The sequence below is a fragment of the Paenibacillus sp. FSL H7-689 genome (assembly GCF_000517905.1).
Classification (GTDB): domain Bacteria; phylum Bacillota; class Bacilli; order Paenibacillales; family Paenibacillaceae; genus Paenibacillus; species Paenibacillus amylolyticus.
Genome location: NZ_ASPU01000009.1, coordinates 1 through 13,680 on the forward strand (window position 1 = coordinate 1; position 13,680 = coordinate 13,680).

At 45.7% G+C, this 13,680-nt stretch carries 13 protein-coding genes and 1 other RNA gene; all 14 read right to left on the reverse strand.

Features of this window, described 5'->3' with window-relative positions:
• Nucleotides 1–263 precede the first annotated feature (263 nt).
• Nucleotides 264–533: a pro-sigmaK processing inhibitor BofA family protein gene (locus C170_RS05740; protein ID WP_036607241.1), complete on the reverse strand. Its 270-nt coding sequence runs from the start codon at nt 531–533 to the stop codon at nt 264–266.
• A gap of 34 nt (nt 534–567) precedes the next feature.
• Entirely contained in the window at nt 568–795 is a 228-nt protein-coding gene (locus C170_RS05745) for a DUF2508 family protein (protein ID WP_051447031.1), read from the reverse strand.
• 233 nt (nt 796–1,028) lie between these two features.
• Entirely contained in the window at nt 1,029–1,628 is a 600-nt protein-coding gene (recR, locus tag C170_RS05750) for a recombination mediator RecR (protein ID WP_036607246.1), read from the reverse strand.
• Between the two features lie 36 nt (nt 1,629–1,664).
• A complete protein-coding gene (locus C170_RS05755) occupies nt 1,665–1,976 on the reverse strand; it encodes a YbaB/EbfC family nucleoid-associated protein (RefSeq protein ID WP_036607248.1) in 312 nt (103 codons plus the stop codon).
• A 41-nt stretch (nt 1,977–2,017) separates the two neighbouring features.
• Nucleotides 2,018–3,763 carry a DNA polymerase III subunit gamma/tau gene (dnaX, locus tag C170_RS05760; protein WP_036607251.1) on the reverse strand — a complete coding sequence of 582 codons (1,746 nt, stop codon included), beginning with the start codon at nt 3,761–3,763 and terminating at the stop codon, nt 2,018–2,020.
• A 174-nt stretch (nt 3,764–3,937) separates the two neighbouring features.
• Nucleotides 3,938–4,205: signal recognition particle sRNA large type (gene ffs, locus C170_RS30375), an RNA gene on the reverse strand.
• Nucleotides 4,206–4,352: 147 nt separating this feature from the next.
• Nucleotides 4,353–4,550 (reverse strand): 50S ribosomal protein L31, encoded by a 198-nt coding sequence (rpmE, locus tag C170_RS05765; RefSeq protein WP_036607255.1) that lies wholly within the window; start codon nt 4,548–4,550, stop codon nt 4,353–4,355.
• A gap of 102 nt (nt 4,551–4,652) precedes the next feature.
• Nucleotides 4,653–5,927, reverse strand: a complete 1,275-nt coding sequence (locus C170_RS05770; RefSeq protein ID WP_036607256.1) for a radical SAM protein — start codon at nt 5,925–5,927, stop codon at nt 4,653–4,655.
• A 96-nt stretch (nt 5,928–6,023) separates the two neighbouring features.
• Nucleotides 6,024–7,349 carry a transcription termination factor Rho gene (gene rho, locus C170_RS05775; RefSeq protein ID WP_036607258.1) on the reverse strand — a complete coding sequence of 442 codons (1,326 nt, stop codon included), beginning with the start codon at nt 7,347–7,349 and terminating at the stop codon, nt 6,024–6,026.
• A gap of 465 nt (nt 7,350–7,814) precedes the next feature.
• Nucleotides 7,815–9,068 carry a UDP-N-acetylglucosamine 1-carboxyvinyltransferase gene (locus tag C170_RS05780; RefSeq protein ID WP_036607261.1) on the reverse strand — a complete coding sequence of 418 codons (1,254 nt, stop codon included), beginning with the start codon at nt 9,066–9,068 and terminating at the stop codon, nt 7,815–7,817.
• Nucleotides 9,069–9,215: 147 nt separating this feature from the next.
• On the reverse strand, nt 9,216–10,070 hold the full coding sequence (gene fba, locus C170_RS05785) for a class II fructose-1,6-bisphosphate aldolase (RefSeq protein WP_036607263.1): 855 nt from the start codon (nt 10,068–10,070) through the stop codon (nt 9,216–9,218).
• A gap of 260 nt (nt 10,071–10,330) precedes the next feature.
• The gene (locus C170_RS05790) at nt 10,331–10,717 is read right to left on the reverse strand and encodes a response regulator (protein WP_017691292.1); all 387 of its coding nucleotides are present in this window, start codon (nt 10,715–10,717) and stop codon (nt 10,331–10,333) included.
• A gap of 228 nt (nt 10,718–10,945) precedes the next feature.
• On the reverse strand, nt 10,946–12,550 hold the full coding sequence (locus tag C170_RS05795) for a CTP synthase (RefSeq protein ID WP_036607266.1): 1,605 nt from the start codon (nt 12,548–12,550) through the stop codon (nt 10,946–10,948).
• A 453-nt stretch (nt 12,551–13,003) separates the two neighbouring features.
• The gene (gene rpoE, locus C170_RS05800) at nt 13,004–13,573 is read right to left on the reverse strand and encodes a DNA-directed RNA polymerase subunit delta (protein WP_036607268.1); all 570 of its coding nucleotides are present in this window, start codon (nt 13,571–13,573) and stop codon (nt 13,004–13,006) included.
• Nucleotides 13,574–13,680 lie beyond the last annotated feature (107 nt).

The window sequence follows — 13,680 nt, forward strand, 5'->3', positions numbered from 1 at the left end:
GTCTCAAACTTTCGCGTTCATTCTGCAAGCAGAATGTTTACTCACTCGTTGTTCAGTTTTCAAAGATCAAACTTGTTTTTTCGTCACCATTTTCTCTCAGCGGCGACTTTTATAATATATCATACTTCGTTTGTTTTGGTCAAGTGTTTTTTTGAAATTCTTTTTCGAAGTTCGCAATGAACTCCTTCATTTCATCTAAAGCATCTAACCAAGCAAGCAAAGCAACGAGATATAATGTACCATATAAATATCCTGCGAGTCAACTATCCGAACAAAGAAATTTTCAACCCTAATAATAGCCCCACACCTGGCAATCCCAAAACAGTTACAGTCCCTATCGTTGCAGGGTTCAGCGGGATGTAGGTACCTGTAATCCAGCCGGAATAATTCACGATATATATCCCTACTGCAGCCAGCACCAGATGAATTCCAAATGACGTGAAAAACGATAACCCTATCCGCTTTCTGAATAAAATAACGATAAGCCCCAGTAATGATATAACCAATACACTTCCCAGTATGATACTCTTCATATGTTACACCTCCGTGTTTAATGTAAACATGACTCTACATACTAACCCCTCGCTGTGATGTAACATCATCATTAGCTCTGGCTCGCTTTGCTCTTCTCAAGTGGATCTGGTACTTCCGCTCAGCTGCCTCCAATACATAAATAGCATAATCAATCTCATCCTGCCCCTGTGCATCTTCAAACTGTCTCATAGCCCGTTCCCATTCCTGCTTAGCCATTTGAATATCTGCATAGATCTGATCCGCCTCAAGTTCCTTCAACATTCTGTTGTGTTTCTCTACCGAGTTCCGTGTATTTCGCCACAAAAACATAATCTCTCCCCCTCCTGATCAGCACAGCATATTCTCATACTTATCAGGGAAAGGACAAACTTAGAACTCGAGCATTCATTTTCTTCACAAAAAAAAGAGAGCCCTAAGGCTCTCTTTGCATATCGAAACTTATTTAGCATCCGAAGTTTCCAAGGAAGTCCGCTGCGTAATACAAATTGATCACACTAACGCATCTCCCTGCGACCTTCCAACGCTTTGGAAAGGGTCACTTCATCCGCATACTCAAGATCGCCACCTACGGGCAATCCATGCGCAATACGAGTCACACTGATCTCAAACGGACGCACCAAGCGGGAGATATACATCGCTGTAGCCTCACCCTCAATGTTGGGGTTTGTTGCCAAGATGATCTCTTTTATACGTTCATCACTTAATCGAACCAAGAGTTCCTTCAAACGAATATCGTCTGGGCCAATTCCCTCCATAGGTGAAATCGCGCCCTGTAACACATGATAGTACCCATCGAATTCCTTGGTGCGCTCCATGGCCACCAGATCTTTCGAATCCTGAACTACACAGATTACAGAGACATCCCTGGACTTATCCTGACAGATGCGACACGGGTCCGTATCAGTGATATTACAACATACAGAACAGTAATGAAGATTACGCTTCACACTTACGAGTGCTTTGGCAAAATCGATAACGTCATCTTCCTTCATGTTAAGCACATGAAAAGCTAAACGCGCTGCCGTCTTGGGACCCACACCCGGCAACCGGGTGAAGGCATCAATCAGCTTGGCTATTGGTTCGGGATAATACAATCGATTGTGTCTCCTTTGACAGGATCAATTTTTTAATTAAAATAATCCCGGAATATTCATGCCGCCTGTGAACTTGCCCATATCCTTGTTGGCAATCTCATCGGCTTTGGCCATAGCATCATTAACAGCTGTCATAACGAGATCCTGCAACATTTCAACATCTTCCGGATCTACCGCTTCAGGTTTGATCGTGATAGCAAGCAATTTCTTGTGTCCGTTAACTTCAGCCGTCACTACACCGCCACCAGAAGTACCTTGGACTGTTTTGTCCGCCAGTTCCTCTTGTGCTTTCAGCATTTGCTCCTGCATTTTCTTCACTTGTTTCATCATTTGGTTCATGTTGTTCATAATTGTTCATCTCCTTTGTTATGGTTATCGCGCTATGCGCATTATTCTTTGATCACTACAAGATCCTCACCAAAGAGCTGGATGGCTTCATCAATCCAAGGCTGTTTGTTGCCTGAACCGCCGTCTTCATGCTCAGGTTCAAGCTTAAAGTCCTCCTTTGGCGCTTCAGAAGCTCCCTCCATTGCTCCAGTCCAATCTTTGAGCATCATCGTCACCAATCGTGCCGAACGCCCAAGATGTTCCGACAACACCCGCTCAATGACTTCGCGGTTAGCCTGCTTCTCCGTCGTTTCACGGTGAATATTGTTTTTAAAAGCAACCAACACATTGTCTTCAAGCAATGATACCGGCTCACCATCCACAAACCAGGCGTGAACGGTAACCCGCTCTTCCTTCACTCGTTGCAGGATCTGACTCCATTTTTTGCTGATCTCTGCGAACTCAGGGGCTCCCTTGCGCGCAACATACTGATCCAACTGTGCAGGAAGCTTCGCAGGTGAATTGCCTCTCGATACCGGCGCTCTTGTTGCCGGGCGAGATGGAGCACTCGATGAACCTTCTCCACCAGACAAACCACTTTTCAGTGCACGATCCAACTTCTTCTCCAACTCAGCAAGCTGCTGCTTCAAGCGGTTGATCTCACCCCCATCAGCAGGTGCTGCATGAGCTGAAGCTCCCACCTGAACAGAAGCCTCACCTTGAGCTGGAATACTACACAGTTTAAGCAATGCAACTTCAAATAATGTCTGTGGTTGTACTGCATATTTCATTTCACTCTGGTACCGATTAAGGGTGTCAATCATGTGGAACAGTTGTTCCTTGGTGAATGACTCCGCCATATCACGGAAAGACTCCGGATTAAGTACCCGGTCCGTCAGTTTATCTGCATCAGGTACCATCTTAATCATAAGCAAATCACGGAAATAATACAGTAAATTCTCCATGCACTTGTCTGCACTCTTTCCTTCATGCATGAAACCTTCAATCATCTGCAAAATATGACCAACATCACCTTTGAGCAGCGAAGCAGCCAGTTTGGCAAATTGCTCTGAAGCAATTCCACCCGTCATGTCCATAACCTGCTGGTACGTTACTCGTCCATCCGTAAATGAAGAGATCTGATCCAGCACACTAAGTGCATCCCTCATTCCACCGTCCGATAAACGGGCAATGTATTGGAGCGCATCCTGGTCAGCTTCCATGCCTTCCTGTTCACAGATCAGTGTAAGTCTCGCTGTCTGCTCTTCCAGGGACACCCGACGAAAATCAAATCGCTGACAGCGCGATATAATGGTAGCCGGAAGGCGGTGCGGTTCCGTTGTTGCCAAAATAAACATCACATGTGGTGGTGGCTCTTCCAATGTTTTGAGCAAAGCATTGAATGCCTCCGTTGTCAGCATGTGCACTTCATCAATAATATAGACTTTCTGCCGGACTTCGGTTGGCGCATATTTAACCTTTTCCCGAAGATCACGTATTTCCTCAACGCCCCGATTGGATGCAGCATCAATCTCTTGCACATCCATCACAGCGCCAGTCGTAATTCTGCGGCAAGCTTCACACTCGTTACAAGGTTCAGGCGCAGGCCCACGTTCGCAGTTCACAGCTTTGGCCAAAATCTTGGCGGCACTTGTCTTTCCCGTTCCTCTGGGCCCGCTAAATAAGTAGGCATGGGAAGTCCGCTGTTCACGAATCGCGTTCTGCAAGGTCTGAATAATATGCTGTTGCCCCACCATATCTTGAAACGACTGGGGACGCCAAGCCCGGTATAACGCGATATGCTCCATGATGCGTTACCTTCCTTCCACTTCGCATTCGAGTCCTTTGTCGTTCCCCTATTATACTATATTCCAGGGTGAATCCAAACTTTATCTGACTCATTCATGCGTGGTTTATTAAGACATATCAAAAAGACCTCTGCATACATACAACTGCAAAGGTCTCTACATTTAAAAGGTAAGCCGTGCACCTGCTATCGATATTTGCGATCCAAGTGGCACCCCTGAACAATAGCTCGGGCTAGGCAACCCTCCGGCACAAGAGTGATCTCACTTATGGCTGCTTCCTTCCGGACCTGACCAGGTTCATGAGTACTCATTGCGGAGGACCCAACCGTCAACACCACGTTTAGGGACCAAACCTCACATCGGCAAAACCTCTAGCAGGAATTCAACCTCGCTATAGCGGATTGCGAGTTACAGGGCACCGCTACCTCCCCATCTAGCACGGTAAGAAATAGTATAACGTAAGGTTATCCAAATTGCAACCAGAGGAACGTGAATGCGATTATGCTTAACATATAACATATAAAAACCCCTGCCAGATCAGCAGGGGTGTGTTGGATGCAATTAGCAGACAACTCCAAGAATTGTCCAATTAGATTCCGTATTTCTTTTTGAAACGATCAACACGGCCGCCAGCATCGATAAACTTCTGTTTACCTGTGAAGAACGGGTGGCACGCGGAGCAAATCTCTACACGAAGTCCGTCTTTAACCGAACCTGTCTCAAAAGTATTCCCGCAAGCGCAAGATACTTGACCAATCGTGTAATTAGGATGAATTGCTTCTTTCATTACCTTTCACCTCTTTCCGCCCTGAGCCTCAAGCGGACCCAGAGTAAATGGCACAACCCTGAGATTATAACACGACCTTGCGCCTGTTGCAATCCATTATTGTTAAGAGGTAATCAACCGTTTTGGACGTGCCATTCCAGCGGGTGGAACATGAGTATACGATCCAATCACAACACCAGGCAACTCGTCTTCAAAGATCTCAATCATCTGCTTCATGCCCAAGATATCACCTTGAGCAGGAGGAATTAATTCCAGATAGCTCTCTGGATCAATATTGAGATTACGCATCTGAATCAAGCGTAGATCGGTTCTTCTTGCAAACTCAATCATCGCCTCAATCTCTTCTTCACGATCTGTTACGCCTGGGAAGATCAGATAGTTAATGGACGTGTATACACCCTGCTGCGCTGCGTATTTCATCGACTTCTCAACATTGGCTAAGGTATAACCACGTGGTTTATAGTAAGCGTTATAATGGTCATCCAGTGCACTAATTGTACTTACGCGCATCAGATCCAATCCAGCATCTACAATACCTCTAATGTGATCATTCAGACCGGCATTGGTATTAATGTTGATATACCCCATGTCCGTTACGGAACGCACTTCGCGAATCGCTTCAATAATCAGCTTGGCCTGCGTGGAAGGCTCCCCTTCACAACCTTGTCCAAAACTAATGATGGACTCCGGCGTCTTCAGGTGTTCCAGCATAACCTCCACAATCTCATCCACACGTGGTCGGAAGTTCATACGTGTCTGCGGGGAAACAAAGCCGCTATCATCCGGTTGCTCGGAGATACACCCGAAACAGCCCGCATTGCAAGAATAGGATACCGGCACTCCACCTTCCCAACGATTCAGGAACGTGTTTGATGAAGTTAGACATTCATATCCAAGCGCACAGTTGGATAGATGGGTGTAAAGACGGTTCTCGGGGTATTGCTCCGTCAATCGTTTGACCCCGGAACGCACATCGTCACGATCACAGTTGAGTGGATTCCATTTTTCAGGACTATCCGACTTCGAAGCGGTGACATAGAAACCGCCATCTTTCCAAACTACTGCGGAATAGCCGAATAACGGCAATTTATACTCTTTATCCGTCTTCACATAACCAGGGAGACACAAACGAGTGAATCCCTGTGGAAGCAACGCACCTACAGCCTGTGTGTCTGATGGCATTGGCAGCATCTCACCGGTGTCCGGGTCCATACCAATGGGCCGGGTACTCGGGAGTCCAACCAACGTTGCACCTTCTGGCAGAGGAATCAACTCATCCTCCATAATCTCAACGATCATATCTCCACTGCGGGCAAGCCCGTACAGGGAAGGATGATCAAATACATTACCTTTTTCATCTGCGTATACTAAATACATGATGTTCTCCTCACATCTAATGGGTTAAACCTAACGACGAGTGTATTGTAAAATTCACAGCAACGCTGTAAAAGTATGTTATTGGTCGAACGACACTTAAGTCGATGTACCTGACGTTGCTGTCTGTCTAGGTGAGCGACGGGTTGTTGTTGTACCCGAATTGCTTGTCGGGCTATTACCAGCCGAATCAAATGCCGCCAAAAACTCTGCATTTGTCTTACTGTTACGAAGTTTTTTCAGGAATCCTTCAACAAAGTCATGGGAATCATTCATGTTTTTACGAATTGCCCAGATTGTATCCAACTCTTCCTTGCTTAGCAACACTTCTTCACGACGTGTACCCGAACGACGAATGTCGATCGCCGGGAATATGCGGCGTTCTGCCAGACGACGGTCCAGATGGAGCTCCATGTTACCTGTACCCTTAAACTCTTCATAAATGACGTCATCCATACGTGATCCGGTATCAATTAATGCCGTTGCCAGGATCGTCAAGCTTCCGCCTTCCTCCACATTCCGGGCAGAACCGAAGAAACGCTTCGGACGATGGAACGCAGCTGGATCAATACCACCACTAAGTGTACGACCGGATGGTGGAATAACCAGGTTATATGCACGGGCGAGACGCGTAATGCTATCCAGCAGGATAACAACATCTTTTTTGGCCTCAACCAGACGAAGCGCACGCTCAAGCACCAATTCCGCCACCTTGATATGATTCTCAGGCAGTTCATCAAATGTCGAAGCCACAACTTCCCCTTTTACCGAACGCGACATATCCGTTACTTCCTCTGGACGTTCATCAATCAACAGGACAAACAGTTCAATTTCAGGATTGTTAGTTGAGATGCTGTTGGCAATTTCTTTGAGGAGAAGCGTTTTACCCGCTTTGGGAGGTGCTACGATCAATCCGCGCTGTCCCAATCCTACCGGGGCGAGCACATCCATAATTCGTGTGGACAAATGGTTGGGGGATGTTTCGAGAACCAGTTTTTTCTGCGGATACAGTGGGGTTAGTGCCGGGAAGTGAAGTCGCTCTGCAGCCGCCGATGGATTCTCACCATTTACAGCGTTGACTTGCAACAAACCGAAGTATCTCTCGTTTTCCTTAGGCGTTCTACACTTACCTGATACGAGGTCACCTGTTCTTAGGTCAAACTTGCGAATCTGAGAAGCTGAGATGTAGATGTCTTCCGTACTTGGCAAGTAGTTGATCGGCCGAAGAAATCCGTAACCTTCAGGTAGAATCTCGAGTACGCCTTGCATGAACATCAGGCCACTCTGTTCAGCTTGTGCACGCAGTATAGCAAAGATTAATTCTTTCTTTTTTAACGTACCATAGTACGGTATCTGATATTTTTTGGCCAGTTTGTAGAGGTCCGTTAGTTTCATTTCTTCCAAATCGGAAATTTGTAGATCCATATAATAACCACCTATTCAATTAATAAGTCCGTGTGAAATGGATAGTTTCGCTAGATGTTCCGGCTATAGAGAGCGGCGTCTGCCACAATCCCTTCTGTCCATTGTACGGAATGTAACCGTTATAATGCAAATACTTGTCTTTGAGTGTAAGTTTCCGGGTGGGATGGCCAACATTCGGCAATATCCGCTATTGAGTGAACGATGCATTGAGGCGATCAATCCGGATAGACCGGCTATGGAGCGCAGTTCAAACAAAACCGGGGGTTGGGGATGAGAAATGATGTTCTTACAGCCATATGAAGTTTATTTCAAAAAAAGACCCTCCGGTAAAGGAAACAGAAACATTTCGTCTTATGCCGGAGAGACTGAGAACTCTATTAAAACAGGTTTACCTAATCATCAAAAAGATATGCAGTTCAGTTAAAATAAACATGTGTAGGACTGAATCATGCATAATGCTTCCTATTAATCAGTTTCCCGCCATACATCTGCACCGAGCAGGCGCAGATTAGTCACCAGATGATCATAACCGCGGTCGATATATTCGACCCCCGTTACTTCAGTCACACCTTCACTGACGGTGAGACCTGCAATCACCAGCGCTGCTCCAGCGCGAAGATCGGATGCTTTTACTTTAGCCGCGTTTAATGCACTGCCTTCAATAATCGCTGACCGTCCTTCTACTCGAATCTTTGCACCCATCCGCACTAACTCAGGCACATGCTTGAATCGATTACTGTATACAAAGTCGCTCAGGACGCTCACACCAGTTGCCTGTGTCAAAACACTGGTCATTGGTGACTGTAGATCCGTTGGGAAACCAGGATATACAAGTGCCTTCACGTCCACATGGTTATAGCTTGGTTTACCAATGACACGTATACTTTCATCCAATTCCTCAATGCCAACACCCATTTCTAGCAGCTTTGCCGTTAAAGCTTCCAGATGTTTGGGAATCACATTGTCAATCAGAACATCTCCGCGCGTCGCCGCTGCAGCGATCATATACGTACCTGCTTGGATACGGTCCGGAATAATGGAATGACGGCAGCCTTTAAGCTCCGAGACCCCTTCAATACGGATCGTTTCGGTACCTGCACCCTTGATGCTGGCACCCATGGAATTCAGAAGTGTTGCTACATCTATAATCTCAGGCTCTTTAGCCGCGTTTTCGATAATTGTAGAGCCTTTGGCACGAGTAGCCGCCAGCATGATATTAATGGTTGCGCCGACACTGCTTACATCAAGATAGATTTTTGCTCCGCGCAGCTCTTTGGCATGCAAATGAATGGAGCCATGTTCGTTTGTTACGGTTGCGCCAAGCGCTTCAAACCCTTTGATATGTTGATCAATTGGACGAGGCTCAAAATTACAGCCCCCTGGTAAACCTATGGTCGCTTCTTTGAAACGCCCTAGCAATGCACCCATCATATAATACGAAGCACGAAGCTTCTTCACGGGACCATTCGGCATAGGAATGGATTTGATGTCAGAAGGGTCAATCTTCATCTGACTGCCTTCCCAAGTCACATGTGCTCCGAGTTCCTCCAAAATTTCTGCATAAACCGCCACGTCACTCAAAAGCGGCAGGTTGTCCAACACGACTTCTGACTCGGCAAGCAATGCTGCAGGAATAAGCGCAATGGCGCTGTTCTTGGCGCCGCTTATAGTTACAGTTCCCTGTAACGGACGTCCGCCACTAATCATCAATTTTTCCATAAAGCTTAATGTCCCCCTACGTGTTTTGCAGCCGATGAACGGCAATACGTGCTGTTGGCTTCCGATGTAGAAATAAGGTGTGAAAATGGAAAGACACCGGCTAGGCGGTGTTTTTCCATTTCACAGTATGGAACTGGTAAAGATAAATTACGCTTTGTTGTTAGAACCAAACTCGCGGATTTTACCTTTAACGGTTTCTTTAATTGCTTCACGGCCTGGTACGATGAATGTACGTGGATCGTAAGCGTCTGGTTTAGCTGCAAGCACTTCACGAACCACTCTTGCAAAAGCAATTTGGTTCTCTGTGTTTACGTTGATTTTGGACGTACCCAGGGAAATGGCTTTGTCAATGTCGTGTTTAGGAATACCTGTACCACCGTGCAATACGAGTGGAACTTGTACCGCGTCACGAACTTCTTCCATTTCTTTGAAGCCCAGGTTAGGCTCGCCATGGTAAGGACCGTGTACGGAACCAAGAGCTGGTGCCAATGTATCGATACCTGTTTCTTTAACGATACGGATACACTCGTTCAAGTCAGCGTACATGATACCGCCGATAACGTCGTCTTCTTGTCCGCCTACAGTACCTACTTCAGCTTCTACAGAAACGCCTTTAGCGTGTGCATATTCAACAACTTTTTTAGTCATTTCGATGTTCTCATCGATAGAGTGGTGGGAACCGTCGATCATTACGGATGTGAATCCAGCGTCGATCGCTTCTTTACACTTGTCGAAGCTTGAACCGTGGTCCAGGTGAATTGCAACTGGAACAGTGATTTTCATGTCGTGAATGAGTCCTTCTACCATTTTAACTACAGTGTAGAAGCCACCAATGTGACGTGCTGCGCCTTCGGATACACCCAAGATTACTGGGGATTTCTCTTCTTCAGCAGCACCAAGAATCGCTTGAGTCCACTCAAGGTTATTGATGTTGTATTGACCAACTGCATATTTTCCTTCAAGTGCTTTGTTCAACATGTCTGTCATAGATACTAATGGCATGGTTTCAATCCTCCTAGGGGTTTGGGTTGTGTCTATGGTTTTTAGCCGAAATCACATACGGGCTTATTATACCACATCCCATGTCAAATACTAAACAAGCATTTGCAAAAATGCTGTGCTTTGCAGCACAGTTTTCATAGACACCGCTTTATAACTTCCCCATTTCCAATATTCCCCGGATGAAGGAGTGAAATACCTCATTTTCCCACCAAGTACCTTCTATGTTCTCCACACGCAAAAAAATCCTGTATCAACAGGATTCAGCTGCATTTATTGGCGGTACCGTTGCGAAGTTGCATATTCACAGCCACTCGCATCTCGTCGATATCAAACGGTTTCGTAAAGTGCATGAGCGCTCCGAGATCCGTGGCTTCCTTAATCATGTCCAGTTCACCATAAGCGGTCATCATGATCACCTTGATACCCGGATCAATTTCTTTAATATGCTTCAGGATTTCCAGACCGTCCATCCCAGGAATCTTCATATCGAGCAATACCAGGTCAGGCTTGTCATTATTCACAATCTCCAGAGCAACCTTGCCGTTGGGTGCTTGAAACGTGTTATACCCCTCACTGCTGAACACTTCCATTAACAGGATTCGAATACCATTCTGGTCATCAACAATCAAAACTTTTTTATCTTCCACTCTGTAACCTCCTAGAATTAGGAAAGCATGCACACCTTCGAATCTGGATAACTATCCCATAGTCGTCATGATAAGTATTCTACCTCTTCCATTAAAATCCTGCTACCTTCACAAAATGACAAAAAAGCATTCCCACCTGCTCTTTACGCAAAAAAAGGGATGTTCAGGCAGCCGCTATGGTTGCCAGGAACATCCCTAATATCTATTACGTTAACACAAAAAAATTTATTACTTCTGCGCATTCACCAGAGAAGCTTTTACAAAATCACGGAACAAAGGTTGCGGACGGTTCGGACGGGAAGTGAATTCCGGATGGAATTGTACCGCCAGGAACCATGGGTGTCCTGGAAGTTCCACGATCTCAACCAGACGTCCATCCGGGGATGTACCCGAGATAACCAGTCCTGCTTTTTCGATCGTTTCACGGTATTCATTGTTGAACTCATACCGGTGACGGTGTCTCTCATACACCAGCTCGTCATCATAACAAGCCATCGCCAAAGAACCTTCCTGAAGCTTACAAGGATACAGACCCAGACGCATCGTGCCACCCAGATTCTCAATATCTTTTTGCTCAGGCAACAGGTCGATCACAGGGAATTCCGTAGCCGGATTAATCTCGGAACTGTTCGCACCATTCAAACCAACAATGGAACGTGCATACTCAATAACGGAAACCTGCATACCCAGGCAAATACCGAAGAACGGAATTTGTTTCTCACGAGCATAACGGATTGCCGATACTTTACCTTCAATACCACGATCTCCGAATCCACCAGGAACAAGGATACCCCCAATACCATGTAACAGGTCGCCTACATTCTCATCCGTAATATCTTCAGAAGGAACCCAGCGGATTTTCACATCAGCATTGGATGCAAATCCTGCATGAGACAACGACTCAACAACACTCAGGTATGCATCATGCAACGCTACATATTTACCAACAATAGCGATCTCAACTGTATGCTCCAACTTGTTGATCCGGTCAACCAGCCCTTCCCACTCGCTCATATCCGGTGCAGGAGTAGTCAGTTTCAGGTGATTTACCACGATCTCATCCAAGCCTTCTTCACGCAGGTTCAAAGGTACTTGATACAACGTGTCTGCATCACGACATTCAACCACGGCATTCTCATCAATGTCGCAGAAGAGAGCGATCTTGGCTTTCATGTCTTTAGACAATTCATACTCCGTACGGCATACAATCACATTCGGTTGAATACCGATGCTGCGTAATTCCTTAACACTATGTTGCGTTGGTTTTGTTTTCACTTCACCAGCTGCTTTGATATAAGGAATAAGTGTTACGTGGATGTACATCACATTGTCGCGACCTACATCACTCTTGATCTGACGGATAGCTTCCAGGAAAGGCAAACTCTCAATGTCGCCCACTGTTCCACCAATTTCCGTAATAACCACATCCGAACCCGCTTCACGTCCAGCGCGGAATACACGCTCTTTGATCTCGTTCGTAATGTGTGGAATAACTTGTACCGTTCCGCCCAGATATTCCCCGCGCCGCTCTTTGCTGATGACGGAAGAGTATACTTTACCAGTCGTGACGTTGCTGTTTTTGGAGAGATTGATATCAATAAAACGTTCATAGTGGCCAAGGTCCAGATCCGTTTCCGCGCCATCATCCGTTACAAAAACCTCGCCGTGCTGATAAGGACTCATTGTTCCCGGGTCGATGTTAATATATGGATCAAATTTCTGGATCGTTACCTTAAGCCCTCTGTTTTTCAGCAATCTGCCCAGAGAAGCAGCCGTAATCCCTTTGCCCAGGGAGGACACAACTCCGCCCGTCACGAAAATATACTTTGTCACTGTTATTACCCTCCTAATATAAGTACAGAAATTCAGGCGATATATGGTGTTATCGTAACCTGTTTCCCAGGTAATCATCGTTAAAAAGAGCAATGGCAGAAATTCCCTGCATCTGCGAACTGCTCTTTCTGCGAAGACGGTTTAAATACACGTTGTTCTACAGCAAAAAATGGTGCAAATATTCCGATGGCCTTCATTCCATTTGGTGTTTTTGATATACAAAAACGGGCCACGAAATGTTGGCCGGGAGCATACGGAAAAAAATCATTTTTGCAAAATTATGCCTCTAAAAATACAAAAAAAAGTACTCCCGCAGGACGGGGCACCTTCTATAAAAAACATAAATATATTGTCGCTCATTCATAAGCCCATGCAATAGTTTACCCGTTACCCCGTCTGCTGTCAAGGCTGACTATTCCGGGGAAACGGGTAAATTATAGACGTCAAAAATGACTACCGATTATCAGAATCGTCGTCAAATTCATCCTCGTTTTCGGACTCTTCTTCGTCTTCTTCGAGGTCTTCATCTTCCAGATCGTCATCTTCAACCAGCACTTCTTCTTCGCTGTCTTCTTCGTCAAAGATGTCGTCTTCTTCTTCCTCTTCTTCGTCTTCTTCTTCCTCTTTATCCGTGCTGTCGAAGCCTTCATCGCTGCTATAGCTGTCTTCTTCTTCACCGAAGTCTTCATCTTCCAGATCATCGTCTTCATCGTTGATGATACGCGGACGCTTCGCACCCGTCATGGAATCTTCTGTTCCAGCTACCGGATACCAGCGCTTTAAGCCCCACAGACTTGTACCGACGCAAGCAAAACGGCCATCGATATTAATCTCGGTATATAGCTGGGCGATAAACTCGTTGATTTCTTCATCAGTCATTCCGCGCTGCTTCGCTACCTCATTCATTAAGTCACGATAGTAATACGGCGTATTAGCCGCTTTCAGCACCATAAAGGCAAGGTCCACCAAAGGGATCTCTTTTACCTTTTCTTTATCAATTTTCAAATTGAGCGAGGTACTCACTGCAGACACTTCCTCTCACACAAAATTCACTTTTTAACCCCTACGAACTGGACTGTTACGTATAACATATCCATTAACAAACCTAAGTAAAACCTATTTAGCGTTAA

Excerpts from the sequence above, each read along its gene's own strand:
- C170_RS05745 (WP_051447031.1), bottom strand. The coding sequence starts at position 795 with ATGTTGAAGGAACTTGAGGCGGATCAGATCTATGCAGATATTCAAATG.
- fba (WP_036607263.1), bottom strand. The coding sequence starts at position 10,070 with ATGCCATTAGTATCTATGACAGACATGTTGAACAAAGCACTTGAAGGA.
- C170_RS05780 (WP_036607261.1), bottom strand. The coding sequence starts at position 9,068 with ATGGAAAAATTGATGATTAGTGGCGGACGTCCGTTACAGGGAACTGTA.
- rho (WP_036607258.1), bottom strand. The coding sequence starts at position 7,349 with ATGGATCTACAAATTTCCGATTTGGAAGAAATGAAACTAACGGACCTC.
- C170_RS05770 (WP_036607256.1), bottom strand. The coding sequence starts at position 5,927 with ATGTATTTAGTATACGCAGATGAAAAAGGTAATGTATTTGATCATCCT.
- C170_RS05740 (WP_036607241.1), bottom strand. The coding sequence starts at position 533 with ATGAAGAGTATCATACTGGGAAGTGTATTGGTTATATCATTACTGGGG.
- dnaX (WP_036607251.1), bottom strand. The coding sequence starts at position 3,763 with ATGGAGCATATCGCGTTATACCGGGCTTGGCGTCCCCAGTCGTTTCAA.
- rpmE (WP_036607255.1), bottom strand. The coding sequence starts at position 4,550 with ATGAAAGAAGCAATTCATCCTAATTACACGATTGGTCAAGTATCTTGC.
- C170_RS05755 (WP_036607248.1), bottom strand. The coding sequence starts at position 1,976 with ATGAACAACATGAACCAAATGATGAAACAAGTGAAGAAAATGCAGGAG.